The sequence below is a fragment of the Pseudomonas sp. NFACC56-3 genome, assembly GCF_900100025.1.
Classification (GTDB): Bacteria; Pseudomonadota; Gammaproteobacteria; order Pseudomonadales; family Pseudomonadaceae; genus Aquipseudomonas; species Aquipseudomonas fluorescens_AA.
Genome location: NZ_FMTK01000039.1, coordinates 1 through 15778 on the forward strand (window position 1 = coordinate 1; position 15778 = coordinate 15778).

The 15778-nt window shown below is 56.4% G+C and carries 12 protein-coding genes, 1 tRNA gene and 1 pseudogene; all 14 read right to left on the minus strand.

The genetic code is table 11. The annotated features are described in order from the left end of the window. A partial coding sequence (locus BLO80_RS28550; protein WP_237614161.1) for a GTP-binding protein occupies positions 1-155 on the minus strand: 155 nt, incomplete at its 3' end. Between the two features lie 31 nt (positions 156-186). Beyond that, the gene (fusA, locus tag BLO80_RS28555) at positions 187-2292 is read right to left on the minus strand and encodes an elongation factor G (protein ID WP_092334281.1); all 2106 of its coding nucleotides are present in this window, start codon (positions 2290-2292) and stop codon (positions 187-189) included. A 30-nt stretch (positions 2293-2322) separates the two neighbouring features. Further along, the gene (rpsG, locus tag BLO80_RS28560) at positions 2323-2793 is read right to left on the minus strand and encodes a 30S ribosomal protein S7 (RefSeq protein WP_003186074.1); all 471 of its coding nucleotides are present in this window, start codon (positions 2791-2793) and stop codon (positions 2323-2325) included. Between the two features lie 102 nt (positions 2794-2895). Beyond that, entirely contained in the window at positions 2896-3267 is a 372-nt protein-coding gene (gene rpsL, locus BLO80_RS28565; protein WP_003186084.1) for a 30S ribosomal protein S12, read from the minus strand. A 216-nt stretch (positions 3268-3483) separates the two neighbouring features. Further along, positions 3484-7683 carry a DNA-directed RNA polymerase subunit beta' gene (gene rpoC / locus BLO80_RS28570; RefSeq protein ID WP_047230482.1) on the minus strand — a complete coding sequence of 1400 codons (4200 nt, stop codon included), beginning with the start codon at positions 7681-7683 and terminating at the stop codon, positions 3484-3486. A 64-nt stretch (positions 7684-7747) separates the two neighbouring features. After that, the gene (rpoB, locus tag BLO80_RS28575; RefSeq protein ID WP_092205575.1) at positions 7748-11821 is read right to left on the minus strand and encodes a DNA-directed RNA polymerase subunit beta; all 4074 of its coding nucleotides are present in this window, start codon (positions 11819-11821) and stop codon (positions 7748-7750) included. 220 nt (positions 11822-12041) lie between these two features. Continuing rightward, on the minus strand, positions 12042-12407 hold the full coding sequence (rplL, locus tag BLO80_RS28580) for a 50S ribosomal protein L7/L12 (protein WP_072412391.1): 366 nt from the start codon (positions 12405-12407) through the stop codon (positions 12042-12044). Positions 12408-12485: 78 nt separating this feature from the next. Next, positions 12486-12986, minus strand: coding sequence for a 50S ribosomal protein L10 (gene rplJ, locus BLO80_RS28585; RefSeq protein ID WP_003206099.1), 501 nt, complete (start codon positions 12984-12986; stop codon positions 12486-12488). Between the two features lie 198 nt (positions 12987-13184). Then, a complete protein-coding gene (gene rplA / locus BLO80_RS28590; RefSeq protein WP_092205577.1) occupies positions 13185-13880 on the minus strand; it encodes a 50S ribosomal protein L1 in 696 nt (231 codons plus the stop codon). Beyond that, positions 13880-14311: a 50S ribosomal protein L11 gene (gene rplK, locus BLO80_RS28595; protein WP_003176435.1), complete on the minus strand. Its 432-nt coding sequence runs from the start codon at positions 14309-14311 to the stop codon at positions 13880-13882. The genes rplA and rplK overlap by 1 nt, the downstream gene beginning before the upstream one ends. 117 nt (positions 14312-14428) lie before the next feature. Continuing rightward, complete coding sequence (gene nusG / locus BLO80_RS28600; RefSeq protein ID WP_003186097.1) at positions 14429-14962, minus strand: transcription termination/antitermination protein NusG; 534 nt, start codon at positions 14960-14962, stop codon at positions 14429-14431. 9 nt (positions 14963-14971) lie between these two features. Next, positions 14972-15340, minus strand: a complete 369-nt coding sequence (gene secE / locus BLO80_RS28605) for a preprotein translocase subunit SecE (protein ID WP_003206102.1) — start codon at positions 15338-15340, stop codon at positions 14972-14974. Positions 15341-15385: 45 nt separating this feature from the next. Then, positions 15386-15461, minus strand: a tRNA-Trp gene (locus tag BLO80_RS28610). Between the two features lie 53 nt (positions 15462-15514). Further along, positions 15515-15778: pseudogene (locus BLO80_RS28615) on the minus strand (elongation factor Tu); the annotation flags it as partial.

The window sequence follows — 15778 nt, forward strand, 5'->3', positions numbered from 1 at the left end:
CTGTCGATCTTGTCGAAGTCAACCTTGGCCGAACCGAAAACTTCGGAGCAGACACGGGTCAGAGCAGCGGTCAGCGTGGTTTTACCGTGGTCAACGTGACCGATGGTGCCAACGTTGACGTGCGGTTTGTTCCGTTCAAATTTTTCTTTAGCCACGACAATTAACTCCTAGCTTAAAGGGGCTGAATCAGCCTTGCTTTTTGGTAACAGTCTCGACGATATGCGACGGAGCTGTATTGTATTTTTTGAATTCCATAGAGTAGCTTGCGCGACCCTGAGACATGGAACGAACGTCGGTTGCGTAACCGAACATCTCACCCAACGGCACCTCGGCACGAATCACTTTGCCGGAAACCGTATCTTCCATACCCAGAATCATGCCACGACGACGGTTAAGGTCGCCCATGACATCACCCATGTAGTCTTCAGGCGTAACGACTTCCACCGCCATGATCGGCTCAAGCAACTCACCGCCGCCCTTCTGGGCCAGCTGCTTGGTTGCCATGGAGGCAGCCACCTTAAACGCCATCTCGTTGGAGTCGACGTCATGGTAAGAACCATCGAACACAGTCGCCTTCAGGCCGATCAGCGGATAGCCGGCGACAACGCCGTTCTTCATCTGCTCTTCGATACCCTTCTGGATCGCCGGGATGTATTCCTTAGGAACCACACCACCTACGACTTCGTTCAGGAATTGCAGACCTTCCTGACCTTCGTCAGCCGGTGCAAAACGGATCCAGCAGTGACCGAACTGGCCACGACCGCCGGACTGGCGAACGAACTTGCCTTCGATTTCACAGCTCTTCGTGATGCGCTCACGATAGGAAACCTGAGGCTTACCGATGTTGGCTTCGACGTTGAACTCACGGCGCATCCGGTCAACCAGGATGTCCAGGTGCAACTCGCCCATGCCGGAGATGATCGTTTGACCAGTCTCTTCATCAGTCTTGACGCGGAAAGACGGGTCTTCCTGAGCAAGCTTGCCCAGAGCGATACCCATTTTTTCCTGGTCGTCCTTGGTCTTAGGCTCAACGGCAACCGAAATAACCGGCTCCGGGAAGTCCATGCGAACCAGGATGATTGGCTTGTCAGCGTTGCACAAAGTTTCACCGGTGGTGACGTCCTTCATGCCGATCAAGGCCGCGATGTCGCCAGCGCGTACTTCCTTGATTTCTTCACGGGCGTTTGCGTGCATCTGCACCATACGACCCACACGCTCTTTCTTGCCTTTTACCGAGTTGATCACACCGTCGCCGGAGGCCAACACGCCCGAGTAAACTCGAACAAAGGTCAAGGTACCCACGAATGGGTCGGTAGCGATCTTGAACGCCAAAGCCGCGAACGGCTCCTCGTCACTTGCGTGACGCTCCATTTCCTCTTCCTCGTTATCCGGGTTGGTACCCTTGATAGCAGGAATGTCGGTTGGAGCAGGCAGGAAGTCGATAACGGCGTCGAGAACCAGGGGAACACCCTTGTTCTTGAAGGAAGAACCGCAAACAGCCAGAACGATCTCACCAGCGATAGTACGCTGACGCAGAGCGGCCTTGATTTCCTCGTTGGTGAGTTCTTCACCTTCGAGGTACTTGTTCATCAGCTCTTCGCTGGCTTCGGCCGCAGCCTCAACCATGTTGCTGCGCCATTGCTCGGCTTCTTCCAACAGTTCGGCAGGAATTTCCTTGCGAACAGGGACCATGCCCTTGTCGGAATCGTTCCAGTAGACAGCTTGCATGTTGATCAGATCGATCTGACCCTGGAAGTTGTCTTCGGAACCGATAGCCAGCTGGATCGGCACCGGAGTGTGACCCAGGCGCTGCTTGATCTGAGCGATCACGCGCAGGAAGTTGGCACCAGCACGGTCCATCTTGTTGACGTAAACAAGACGTGGAACGCCGTATTTGTTGGCCTGACGCCATACGGTTTCCGACTGAGGCTCAACACCCGAAGTACCACAGAACACAACGACAGCGCCGTCGAGTACACGCAGGGAACGTTCAACTTCGATGGTGAAGTCTACGTGGCCCGGGGTATCGATAACGTTGAAGCGATGCTCGTGCGGGTACTGCTTCTCGGAACCTTTCCAGAAGGCGGTGATAGCAGCAGAAGTAATGGTAATACCACGCTCCTGCTCCTGCACCATCCAGTCTGTGGTCGCGGCGCCGTCATGCACCTCGCCCATTTTGTGACTCTTGCCGGTGTAAAAAAGGACGCGCTCGGTGGTGGTGGTTTTACCAGCATCCACGTGAGCAACGATACCGATGTTACGGTAGCGGTTAATCGGTGTAGTACGAGCCATAAAGCCCTCGCAAATTGAGTGACGCTAAAATTAGAAGCGGTAGTGCGAGAAAGCCTTGTTGGCTTCAGCCATACGGTGCACGTCTTCACGCTTCTTAACTGCAGCACCTTTACCTTCAGCAGCGTCCAACAGTTCACCAGCCAAACGCAGAGCCATGGACTTCTCGCCGCGCTTGCGGGCGAAGTCTACCAGCCAGCGCATTGCCAGGGCGTTACGACGGGACGGACGAACTTCGACCGGAACCTGGTAAGTAGCACCGCCTACACGGCGCGACTTCACTTCGACCAGCGGAGCGATGGCGTCGAGAGCTTTCTCGAAGATTTCCAGGGGATCGCTGTTCTTGCGTTCCTTAACTTTGTCCAGTGCGCCATAAACGATACGCTCGGCAACGGCTTTCTTGCCGCTTTCCATTACGTGGTTCATGAACTTGGCGAGGATCTGGCTTCCGTATTTCGGATCGTCCAGAATCTCACGTTTGGCTGCTACGCGACGTCTTGGCATTGATAAGCCCTCAAACGGTCTTCAGGTTAGCCCGGGACAGCGGATGCGTGCCCGACCTTACTCTTATCGACTCAATAAAATTAAAAACTGCTAAACGGCCGATTATTTCGGACGCTTGGTACCGTACTTCGAACGACCTTGGTTACGACCTTTAACGCCGGAAGTATCCAAAGAGCCGCGAACGGTGTGGTAACGAACACCTGGCAAGTCTTTTACACGACCGCCGCGGATCAGGACCACGCTGTGTTCTTGCAGGTTGTGGCCTTCACCGCCGATGTACGAGGAAACCTCGAAACCGTTGGTCAGACGCACACGGCATACTTTACGCAGTGCCGAGTTAGGTTTTTTCGGCGTGGTGGTATACACACGGGTGCATACGCCACGACGTTGCGGGCAGTTCTGCAGCGCAGGCACGTCGGATTTCTCGACGATACGCTTACGCGGCTGACGTACCAGCTGGTTGATAGTTGCCATCTACTAGCTCCACTGTTGTCTTGCGACGCTATTGTCTTACAAGAAAAGCAAAATGGCAGGAACGAATTCCCGCCAAATTTAGGGGATCAAGAGTCTAAAGAGGATCTTGTCCCCAGTCAAGGCAAGGCCCCGACCTCCCCGCCCGCCGGATCTCGACAATTTGTCTCGATCCGCCGAACGGGGCGACCAGGGCCAGGCTCTCAATTACCGCAGAACTCAGTTACCACTCGAGTTCAGAGCTTCGGTCAGTGCAGCTTCCACTTCACTGGCGCTTACGCGCAACGGCTTGTCGGCATCACGGCGACGCTTACGCTCGCTGTGATAGGCCAAACCGGTACCGGCCGGGATCAGACGACCCACGACCACGTTTTCTTTCAGGCCGCGCAGGTAATCGCGCTTGCCGGTTACCGCCGCTTCGGTCAGTACACGGGTGGTTTCCTGGAAGGAAGCCGCCGAGATGAACGATTCGGTGGACAACGACGCCTTGGTGATACCCAGCAGCACGCGAGTGAACTTGGAGACAAACTTGTCTTCGGTCGCCAGGCGCTCGTTTTCCACCAGTACGTGAGTCAGTTCCATCTGGTCGCCCTTGATGAAACTCGAGTCGCCAGATTCAGCGATCTCGACCTTACGCAGCATCTGACGCAGGATGGTCTCGATGTGCTTGTCGTTGATCTTCACGCCTTGCAGACGGTAAACGTCCTGGATCTCGTTCACGATGTACTTGGCCAGCGCACTCACACCCAGCAGACGCAGGATGTCGTGTGGATCGCTCGGGCCGTCCGAGATCACTTCGCCGCGGTTTACCTGTTCGCCTTCGAAGACGTTCAGGTGACGCCACTTCGGAATCAGCTCTTCGTACGGATCGCTACCGTCGTTCGGTGTAATGACCAGGCGGCGCTTGCCCTTGGTCTCTTTACCGAACGCGATGGTGCCGCTGACTTCAGCCAGAATCGAGGCTTCTTTCGGACGACGGGCTTCGAACAAGTCGGCAACACGCGGCAGACCACCGGTGATGTCGCGGGTTTTCGAAGTTTCCTGCGGGATACGGGCGATAACATCACCGATCGCGATCCGCGCACCGTCCGCAACACCGACCAGGGCGTTGGCTGGCAGGAAGTACTGAGCGATTACGTCAGTGCCTGGCAGCAACAGATCCTTGCCGTTATCGTCGACCATCTTCACGGCCGGACGGATGTCCTTGCCGGCAGCTGGACGATCTTTCGCGTCGAGTACTTCAATGTTGGTCATACCGGTCAATTCGTCGGTCTGACGCTTGATCGTGATGCCTTCTTCCATGCCCACGTAGGTCACGGTACCTTTCATCTCGGTCACGATCGGGTGGGTGTGCGGGTCCCACTTGGCCACGATGGCGCCAGCGTCGACCTTGTCACCTTCCTTGACCGAAATCACAGCACCGTACGGCAGCTTGTAGCGCTCGCGCTCGCGACCGAAGTCGTCAGCGATGGCCAGCTCGCCGGAACGCGATACAGCCACCAGGTGACCGTCCACGCGCTCTACGTGCTTGAGGTTGTGCAGACGGACAGTACCGCCATTCTTCACCTGGACGCTGTCGGCAGCGGAGGTCCGGCTTGCCGCACCACCGATGTGGAACGTACGCATCGTCAGCTGGGTACCCGGCTCACCGATGGACTGGGCAGCGATAACGCCGACCGCTTCACCGATGTTCACCTGGTGACCACGCGCCAGGTCGCGACCGTAGCACTTGGCGCAGATGCCATAGCGGGTTTCGCAGCTGATCGGCGAACGTACGATCACTTCGTCGATGCTGTTGAGTTCGATGAACTCGACCCACTTCTCGTCAACCAGGGTGCCGGCAGGAACGATCACGTCCTCGGTACCTGGCTTGAATACGTCACGGGCGATGACACGACCCAGTACGCGTTCACCCAACGGCTCTACAACGTCACCGCCTTCAATGTGCGGCGTCATGACCAGGCCATGTTCGGTGCCGCAATCGATCTCGGTCACGACCAGATCCTGGGCAACGTCTACCAGACGACGAGTCAGGTAACCGGAGTTCGCGGTTTTCAACGCGGTATCCGCAAGACCCTTACGAGCACCGTGAGTGGAGATGAAGTACTGGAGTACGCTCAAGCCTTCACGGAAGTTCGCGGTGATCGGCGTCTCGATGATGGAACCGTCCGGCTTGGCCATCAGGCCACGCATACCGGCGAGCTGACGGATCTGCGCAGCAGAACCCCGTGCGCCCGAGTCGGCCATCATGTACATCGAGTTGAACGATTCCTGGTCGACTTCATTGCCATGACGGTCGATGACTTTCTCTTTCGAGAGGTTGGCCATCATCGCCTTGGATACTTCGTCGTTCGCCTTGGACCAGAGGTCGATCACCTTGTTGTACTTCTCGCCCTGGGTTACCAGGCCGGAGGCGTACTGGCTTTCGATCTCTTTCACTTCTTCGGTGGCAGCACCGATGATGCGAGCCTTTTCATCCGGGATAACGAAGTCGTTAACGCCGATGGAAACGCCGGAAATGGTCGAATAGGCAAAACCGGTGTACATCAACTGGTCAGCGAAGATCACGGTCTCTTTCAGACCCACCACGCGGTAGCACTGGTTGATCAGCTTGGAGATCGCCTTTTTCTTCATCGGCAAGTTGACGACATCGAAGGACAGGCCTTTTGGCACAACCTGGAACAACAGCGCACGACCGACAGTGGTGTCGACAATACGGGTGTTGGTCACGCTGCCGCCATCACGGTCGTTCACGGTTTCGTTGATCCGCACCTTGACCTTGGCGTGCAGTGCGGCTTCGCCGGCACGGAACACACGGTCAACTTCCTGCAGATCCGCGAACACACGACCTTCGCCCTTGGCGTTGATCGCTTCACGAGTCATGTAGTACAGACCCAATACAACGTCCTGCGACGGAACGATGATTGGCTCACCGTTGGCTGGCGACAGGATGTTGTTGGTCGACATCATCAACGCACGCGCTTCCAACTGGGCTTCCAGTGTCAGCGGCACGTGCACGGCCATTTGATCGCCGTCGAAGTCGGCGTTGTACGCAGCACAGACCAGCGGGTGCAGCTGGATAGCCTTACCTTCGATCAGTACTGGTTCAAACGCCTGGATACCCAGACGGTGAAGGGTCGGTGCACGGTTGAGCAGCACTGGGTGTTCGCGAATCACTTCGGCGAGAACGTCCCAGACTTCTGGCAGCTCGCGCTCGACCATTTTCTTGGCCGCTTTAATGGTGGTAGCGAGACCACGCATTTCCAGCTTGCCGAAAATGAACGGCTTGAACAGCTCCAGGGCCATTTTCTTAGGCAGACCGCACTGGTGCAGACGCAGGGTCGGGCCTACGGTAATAACCGAACGACCGGAGTAGTCAACACGCTTACCGAGCAAGTTCTGACGGAAACGACCCTGCTTACCCTTGATCATGTCAGCCAGGGATTTCAGAGGACGCTTGTTGGAACCGGTGATAGCGCGGCCACGACGACCGTTGTCGAGCAATGCGTCGACCGCTTCCTGCAACATACGCTTTTCGTTGCGCACGATGATGTCCGGAGCGGACAGATCGAGCAGGCGCTTCAAGCGGTTGTTACGGTTGATTACTCGACGATACAGATCGTTGAGGTCGGAAGTCGCGAAGCGACCGCCATCAAGGGGAACCAGTGGACGCAGGTCTGGCGGCAGTACCGGCAGAACGGTCAGCACCATCCACTCTGGCAGGTTGCCGGAACCCTGGAAGGCTTCCATCAACTTCAGACGCTTGGACAGCTTCTTGATCTTGGTTTCGGAGTTGGTTTGCGGAATCTCTTCGCGCAGGCGGCCAATCTCGTGTTCCAGGTCGATCGCGTGCAGCAGTTCGCGGACAGCTTCGGCACCCATGCGGGCATCGAAGTCGTCGCCGAACTCTTCCAGCGCTTCGAAGTACTGCTCGTCGTTGAGCAGCTGACCTTTTTCAAGGGTGGTCATGCCTGGATCGATAACGACGTAGCTCTCGAAGTAGAGAACGCGCTCGATATCACGCAGGGTCATGTCCATCAGCAGGCCGATACGGGACGGCAGCGATTTCAGGAACCAGATGTGGGCAACCGGCGAGGCCAGCTCGATGTGCGCCATGCGCTCACGACGAACTTTTGCCAGCGCGACTTCAACGCCGCACTTCTCGCAGATCACACCACGGTGCTTCAAGCGCTTGTACTTACCGCACAGGCACTCGTAATCCTTTACCGGGCCAAAGATCTTGGCGCAGAACAGGCCGTCACGCTCGGGTTTGAACGTACGGTAGTTGATGGTTTCCGGCTTTTTAACTTCACCGAACGACCACGAACGGATCATCTCAGGCGAGGCCAATCCAATACGGATAGCGTCGAACTCTTCGACTTGACCCTGGTTTTTCAGCAAATTCAGTAGGTCTTTCAAGGCCTTTCCTCCTGGCGGAGCAGAGAGCGGGCAAAACAGCCCCGCTCTCGATTCGCGTCACGTGTTATTCGGTTTCCAGATCGATATCGATGCCGAGGGAACGAATTTCCTTGATCAACACGTTGAAAGACTCGGGCATGCCCGGCTCCATACGGTGATCGCCGTCCACGATGTTTTTGTACATCTTGGTCCGGCCGTTCACATCGTCCGACTTCACTGTGAGCATTTCTTGCAGAGTGTATGCAGCACCGTACGCTTCCAGTGCCCAGACCTCCATCTCCCCGAAACGCTGACCACCGAACTGCGCCTTACCACCCAGCGGCTGCTGGGTAACCAGGCTGTAAGAACCGGTAGAACGAGCGTGCATCTTGTCGTCTACCAAGTGGTTCAGCTTCAGCATGTACATATAGCCAACGGTAACCGGGCGCTCGAACTTGTTGCCGGTACGGCCGTCGAACAGCTGCATCTGGCCGCTTTCCGGCAGGTCTGCCAGTTTCAGCATGGCCTTGATTTCGCTTTCCTTGGCACCGTCGAACACCGGAGTAGCCATTGGAACGCCGCCGCGCAGGTTCTTCGCCAGATCCAGGATTTCCTGGTCGGAGAAGGTGTCCAGCTCTTCGTTGCGTCCGCCGATCTCGTTGTAGATCTCGTGCAGGAACTTACGCAGGTCCGCGACCTTGCGCTGCTCTTCGATCATCCGGTTGATCTTCTCGCCCAAGCCCTTGGCCGCGAGGCCCAGGTGGGTTTCAAGGATCTGACCGACGTTCATACGCGAAGGTACGCCCAACGGGTTGAGGACCACATCGACCGGGGTGCCATTGGCATCGTGCGGCATATCTTCAACCGGCATGATCACGGAGACCACACCCTTGTTACCGTGACGACCGGCCATCTTGTCGCCCGGCTGGATGCGACGACGGATTGCCAGGTAAACCTTGACGATTTTCAGCACGCCTGGAGCCAGGTCATCGCCTTGCTGCAGCTTGCGCTTCTTGTCTTCGAACTTGTCGTCCAGCAGACGGCGGCGGTCAACGATATAGGCCTGGGCCTTCTCGAGCTGCTCGTTCAGAGCGTCTTCAGCCATGCGCAGTTTGAACCACTGGCCATGCTCAAGACCGTCGAGAACTTCGTCGGTGATCTCCTGACCTTTCTTCAGGCCTGCGCCGCCTTCGGCCTTATGGCCAACCAAAGCGGAGCGCAGACGCTCGAAAGTTGCGCCTTCAACGATACGGAACTCTTCGTTCAGGTCCTTGCGGATCTCGTCGAGTTGAGTCTTCTCGATGGACAGTGCACGAGCATCACGCTCAACGCCGTCACGGGTGAAGACTTGTACGTCGATGACGGTACCCTTGGTGCCGGTAGGCACGCGCAGGGAGGTGTCTTTAACGTCGCTGGCTTTTTCACCGAAGATGGCACGCAGCAGTTTTTCTTCCGGCGTCAGCTGGGTCTCGCCTTTCGGAGTGACCTTGCCCACCAGGATGTCGCCTGCGCCGACTTCGGCACCCACATAAACAATACCGGCTTCGTCCAGCTTGTTCAGTGCGGCTTCACCCACGTTCGGGATGTCCGCAGTGATTTCCTCTGGGCCAAGCTTGGTGTCACGGGCCACACAGGTCAGTTCCTGGATGTGGATCGTGGTGAAGCGGTCTTCCTGAACCACACGCTCGGACAGGCAGATGGAGTCTTCGAAGTTGAAGCCGTTCCATGCCATGAACGCGATGCGCATGTTCTGACCCAACGCCAGTTCACCCATATCGGTGGACGGACCATCGGCCATGATGTCGCTGCGCTGAACCCGATCACCCTTGCTCACCAGCGGACGCTGGTTGATGCAGGTGTTCTGGTTGGAGCGGGTGTATTTGGTCAGGTTGTAGATGTCGACACCGGCTTCGCCAGTTTCAACTTCGTCATCGGCAACACGAACCACGATACGGCTGGCGTCGACGGAATCGATCACGCCACCACGACGAGCCACGACGCAAACGCCGGAGTCACGGGCAACGTTACGCTCCATGCCGGTACCGACCAGCGGCTTGTCGGCACGCAGGGTGGGTACAGCTTGACGCTGCATGTTCGAACCCATCAACGCACGGTTGGCGTCGTCGTGCTCGAGGAACGGGATCAGCGACGCGGCAACCGACACTACCTGCTTCGGCGAGACGTCCATCAAGGTGACGTCTTCCGGCGCCTTGACGGTGAACTCGTTCAGGTGACGAACAGCTACCAGCTCGTCGACCAGGACCTTCTTGTCGTTCATCGTGGCCGAAGCCTGGGCGATCACGTGATCGGCTTCTTCGATGGCAGACAGGAACACGATCTCGTCGGTAACCAGGGCGTCTTTCACAACGCGGTACGGGCTCTCGAGGAAGCCGTACTGGTTGGTGCGCGCATAGGCCGCCAGGGAGTTGATCAGACCGATGTTCGGACCTTCCGGCGTTTCAATCGGGCAGACACGACCGTAGTGAGTCGGGTGTACGTCACGAACTTCGAAGCCTGCACGCTCACGGGTCAGACCGCCCGGGCCGAGTGCGGAGACACGACGCTTGTGGGTGATCTCGGACAGCGGGTTGTTCTGGTCCATGAACTGGGATAGCTGGCTCGAACCGAAGAACTCCTTCACCGCCGCAGCCACAGGCTTGGCGTTGATCAGGTCTTGCGGCATCAGGCCTTCGCTTTCAGCCATCGACAGACGTTCCTTGACCGCACGCTCTACGCGCACCAGGCCAACACGGAACTGGTTCTCGGCCATCTCGCCTACACAGCGAACACGACGGTTACCCAGGTGGTCGATGTCATCGACGATGCCTTTGCCGTTACGGATGTCGACCAGGGTCTTGAGGACCGCAACGATGTCGTCCTTGTTCAGCACGCCCGAACCTTCGATCTCGGTACGACCGATACGACGGTTGAACTTCATCCGGCCGACCGCAGACAGGTCATAGCGCTCAGGACTGAAGAACAGGTTGTTGAACAGGGTCTCGGCTGCATCCTTGGTTGGCGGCTCGCCAGGACGCATCATGCGATAGATCTCGACCAGGGCTTCCAGTTGGTTGCCGGTGGAGTCGATCTTCAGCGTGTCGGAGATGAACGGACCGCAGTCGATGTCGTTGGTGTACAGAGTTTCGATACGAACGACCTGGGCCTTGGCGATTTTCGCCAGGATCTCGGTGGTCAGTTCGGTATTGCACTCTGCAATGATTTCGCCGGTGGCCGGATGCACGATGACCTTGGCCGTGGTGCGACCCAGGACGTAGTCGATCGGCACCTGCAGCTCTTTGATCCCGGCTTTTTCCAGCTGGTTGATGTGGCGAGCGGTGATACGACGACCCTGCTCGACAATAACCTTGCCTTTGTCATCCTGGATATCGAGGACAGCGATTTCACCGCGCAGGCGCTGAGGCACCAATTCCAGGCTGAGGTTTTCACCTTGCACGTGGAAGACGTTGGTGGTGTAGAACGCGTCCAGCACTTCTTCGGTGGTATAGCCGAGCGCGCGCAGCAGTACCGATGCAGGCAGCTTGCGACGACGGTCGATACGCACGAATACGCAGTCTTTCGGGTCGAACTCGAAGTCCAGCCACGAACCGCGGTAAGGAATGATGCGCGCGGAGTAAAGCAGTTTGCCGGAGCTGTGCGTCTTGCCACGGTCGTGGTCGAAGAACACGCCCGGAGAACGGTGCAGCTGGGAAACGATTACACGCTCGGTACCGTTGATTACGAAGGTACCGTTTTCAGTCATCAGGGGGATTTCACCCATGTAGACTTCTTGCTCTTTGATGTCCTTGATCGCTTTGTTCGACGATTCTTTGTCGAAAATGATCAGACGCACTTTTACCCGCAAAGGTACGGCGTAAGTAACACCGCGCAATACGCATTCTTTGACATCAAATGCCGGTTCGCCCAGGCGATAACCGACGTACTCCAGCGCAGCATTGCCGGAGTAGCTGATGATCGGGAAAACGGATTTGAAGGCCGCATGCAGGCCCACGTCGCGGAACTGATCTTTAGTCGCTCCCGCTTGCAAGAATTCACGATACGAATCCAGCTGGATGGCCAGGAGGTACGGCACATCCATGACGTCCGGCAACTTGCTAAAGTCCTTGCGGATACGTTTTTTCTCAGTATATGAGTAAGCCATCAGCGTTCCCCAGCTTGGTCACCTGCTTGTTTGGCCCCTCCCGACGGGAGCAGCCAGAAAATCGTGCAAACCCCATGGTTTGCGCCACCACATCGGGTGGTTACAGCTCGCTATCGGCACCGACCCAGTCGGCTGCCAATAACGGAAAAAGGCCGGTGGCAAGAGCCACCAGCCATCAGCCTGTCGCTTAACGCTCGGGCTGGAGACGCAAAGTCGATGCTTACTTCAGCTCGACTTTAGCGCCTGCTTCTTCCAGAGCGGCCTTGGCTTTGTCAGCTGCGTCTTTGGCAACAGCTTCCAGAACCATGGCAGGCGCGCCGTCAACGACAGCCTTGGCTTCTTTCAGGCCCAGACCGGTCAGTTCACGTACTGCCTTGATCACGTTTACTTTCTTCTCGCCAGCTTCGGTCAGCATGACGTTGAATTCGGTTTGCTCTTCAGCAACGGCAACAGCAGCAGCTGGACCAGCGGAAGCAGCAGCAGCGGTAACACCGAATTTTTCTTCGAAAGCTTTGATCAGCTCAACAACTTCCATTACGGACATGTTGCCAACGGCTTCGAGGATATCGTTTTGAGAGATAGACATGACTCTAAATTCCTGGATTGGGGGACGGCCTACGCGACCATCGAAATAAACAAAAAACGCGAAAAGGAGTGTCGAGCCTTAGGCTGCGGCAGCTTCTTTCTGGTCGCGCAGTGCCGCCAGAGTACGAGCCAATTTGCTGGTTGCGCCTTGAATCACGCTCATCAGCTGGGAAATTGCTTCGTCACGGGTCGGCAGAGTTGCCAGTACGTCGATCTGGTTAGCTGCGAGGAACTTGCCCTCGAACGCAGCTGCCTTAATCTCGAACTTGTCCTGACCTTTGGCGAATTCCTTGAACAAACGGGCAGCAGCGCCAGGATGTTGGGTGGAGAACGCGATCAAGGTCGGGCCGGTGAACACGTCGTTGAGGACACTGTACTCAGTGTCAGCAACAGCGCGCTTGAGCAGGGTGTTACGTACAACACGTACGTAAACGCCAGCTTCACGAGCCTCTTTACGGAGTCCGGTCATAGCGCCTACTGTTACGCCACGGGCATCAGCCACGACAGCGGACAGAGCAGCTTTGGCAGCCTCGTTGACTTCAGCGACGATGGCCTTCTTGTCTTCGAGTTTAATTGCCACGGGTTTAACTCCTGCTTGTTACCGTTTCATTCGGTCGAAACCGAATGTCGTTTTGGTGTCTGATTCGGTAAGGAACCGGGAGCACCATCTGCGTAGGCTTGTGGTTTAAGACTTGCGTCGCCTACGGTCTTGGACAGCCCCCGCCAGGCAGGGACCCCAATTTTTCGATTGGCGCAATCGCTTGCGCCAACCTGAGTCTTACGCGTCGAGCGAGCTCTGATCGATAACCAGACCTGGGCCCATAGTGGTGCTCAGGGTAACGCGCTTGACGTAGATACCTTTCGAAGAAGCTGGCTTGATACGCTTCAGATCAGCGATCAGGGCTTCAACGTTTTCCTTCAGCTTGACGGCGTCGAAGCCGATCTTGCCAACGGAAGTGTGGATGATGCCGTTTTTGTCGGTGCGATAACGAACCTGACCAGCCTTGGCGTTTTTAACCGCGGTGGCTACGTCTGGCGTTACGGTGCCGACTTTAGGGTTAGGCATCAGACCACGTGGACCGAGGATCTGACCCAACTGGCCTACAACGCGCATGGCATCTGGAGATGCGATCACTACGTCATAGTTCAGGTCGCCGCCTTTCATTTCGGCAGCCAGATCGTCCATGCCGACGCGATCAGCACCAGCAGCCAGAGCAGCTTCGGCTGCTGGGCCCTGGGTGAAGACAGCTACACGAACGGTCTTGCCAGTGCCGTGTGGCAGCACGGTAGCGCTACGAACGACCTGGTCGGATTTACGTGGGTCAACGCCCAGGTTTACAGCAACGTCGAACGACTCGCTGAACTTGACAGTCGACAGCTCGGACAGCAGAGCGGCGGCGTCTACAAAGTTGTAGGCCTTGCCTGCTTCGATTTTGCCGGCGATAGCCTTTTGACGCTTGGTCAGCTTAGCCATTACACACCCTCCACGTTAAGGCCCATGCTACGAGCAGAACCGGCGATAGTACGCACGGCTGCATCCATATCAGCTGCAGTCAGATCCGCGTTTTTGGTTTTCGCGATTTCTTCCAGCTGAGCACGGGTAACGGTGCCAACCTTAACGGTGTTTGGACGAGCGGAACCGCTGGTCAAACCTGCAGCCTTCTTCAGCAGAACCGAAGCTGGGGTGCTTTTTGTTTCGAAGGTGAAGCTACGGTCGCTGTAGACAGTGATGATCACTGGAGTCGGCAGACCTGGCTCAAGACCCTGAGTACGGGCGTTGAAGGCCTTGCAGAATTCCATGATGTTCACGCCGTGCTGACCCAGTGCAGGACCAACAGGTGGGCTTGGGTTAGCCTGAGCGGCCTTCACTTGCAGCTTGATGTAAGCGGTAATTTTCTTGGCCATGAGGCACTCCAATTACGGGTTCTAACGCCTCGAAAGGCTCCCCGGTGACTTGCGCGTTTATCCCAGTGACGACAAAACCCCACAGCCTTCGGCTGCGGGGTTGGGATGCCTGCTCAATCAGACCTTTTCGACCTGACTGAACTCTAGCTCTACCGGAGTAGAGCGACCGAAAATGAGCACTGCCACTTGGATCCGGCTCTTTTCGTAGTTAACTTCTTCAACCGTGCCGTTGAAATCAGCGAATGGACCGTCGGTGACGCGTACAACCTCACCTGGTTCAAACAACGTCTTCGGCTTCGGCTTGTCGCTACCATCAGCGACGCGACGCAGAATCGCTTCTGCCTCTTTATCAGTGATCGGCGCAGGCTTGTCGGCGGTACCGCCGATGAAACCCATCACCCGAGGGGTATCCTTGACCAAGTGCCAAGTCCCTTCGTTCATATCCATCTGTACCAGCACGTAGCCCGGAAAGAACTTGCGTTCACTTTTGCGTTTCTGGCCATTACGCATCTCAACCACTTCTTCAGTGGGGACCAGAATCTCGCCAAAGCCGTCTTCCATGCCAGCCAGCTTTACGCGCTCTACCAGCGAGCGCATGACATGCTTCTCGTAACCCGAGTAAGCATGCACAACGTACCAACGCTTAGCCACGGGACACCCTTAGCCAACAATCAAGGAAACAAGCCAGCCGAGCAGGGAATCGAGCCCCCACAACAGCAACGCCATTACCAGAACAACAGCCACAACGATCAACGTGGTCTGCGTGGTTTCTTGGCGAGTCGGCCATACGACTTTACGAATCTCGGTGCGAGCTTCCTTAGCGAGTACAAAGAAAGACTTGCCCTTGGCTGTCTGCAGGCCTACAAAGGCAGCAACAGCAGCAATGGCGAGCAATGCAAGTACACGGTACAGGATCGGCGAAGCAGAATAATACTGATTGCCAACAACGCCAATAACCACCAAAGCGACTACCACTAGCCACTTGAGCAGATCGAAGCGAGAGCCTTGAGCTTCAGCTTTAGGAGTCATCTATGAAGATCCTGTGAAAAGAAAGCCAGACACACTGAGTGAATCTGGCAGGTCAGGAGGGAATCGAACCCCCAACCTACGGTTTTGGAGACCGTCGCTCTGCCAATTGAGCTACTGACCTAAAACAAAATCAGGCCGACCATTATGCCGGCCCGAAAAAGACATTACAACTGTTTACTCGATGACTTTGGCTACGACGCCAGCGCCGACGGTACGACCGCCTTCACGGATAGCGAAACGCAGGCCGTCTTCCATCGCAATGGTCTTGATCAGGGTAACAGTCATCTGAATGTTGTCACCTGGCATTACCATTTCAACGCCTTCTGGCAGCTCGCAGTTACCAGTCACGTCAGTTGTACGGAAGTAGAACTGTGGACGGTAGCCTTTGAAGAACGGAGTATGACGGCCGCCTTCTTCCTTGCTCAGAACGTAAACTTC

Excerpts from the sequence above, each read along its gene's own strand:
- fusA (WP_092334281.1), bottom strand. The coding sequence starts at position 2,292 with ATGGCTCGTACTACACCGATTAACCGCTACCGTAACATCGGTATCGTT.
- rpsG (WP_003186074.1), bottom strand. The coding sequence starts at position 2,793 with ATGCCAAGACGTCGCGTAGCAGCCAAACGTGAGATTCTGGACGATCCG.
- rpsL (WP_003186084.1), bottom strand. The coding sequence starts at position 3,267 with ATGGCAACTATCAACCAGCTGGTACGTCAGCCGCGTAAGCGTATCGTC.
- rpoB (WP_092205575.1), bottom strand. The coding sequence starts at position 11,821 with ATGGCTTACTCATATACTGAGAAAAAACGTATCCGCAAGGACTTTAGC.
- rplL (WP_072412391.1), bottom strand. The coding sequence starts at position 12,407 with ATGTCTATCTCTCAAAACGATATCCTCGAAGCCGTTGGCAACATGTCC.
- rplA (WP_092205577.1), bottom strand. The coding sequence starts at position 13,880 with ATGGCTAAGCTGACCAAGCGTCAAAAGGCTATCGCCGGCAAAATCGAA.
- rplK (WP_003176435.1), bottom strand. The coding sequence starts at position 14,311 with ATGGCCAAGAAAATTACCGCTTACATCAAGCTGCAAGTGAAGGCCGCT.
- secE (WP_003206102.1), bottom strand. The coding sequence starts at position 15,340 with ATGACTCCTAAAGCTGAAGCTCAAGGCTCTCGCTTCGATCTGCTCAAG.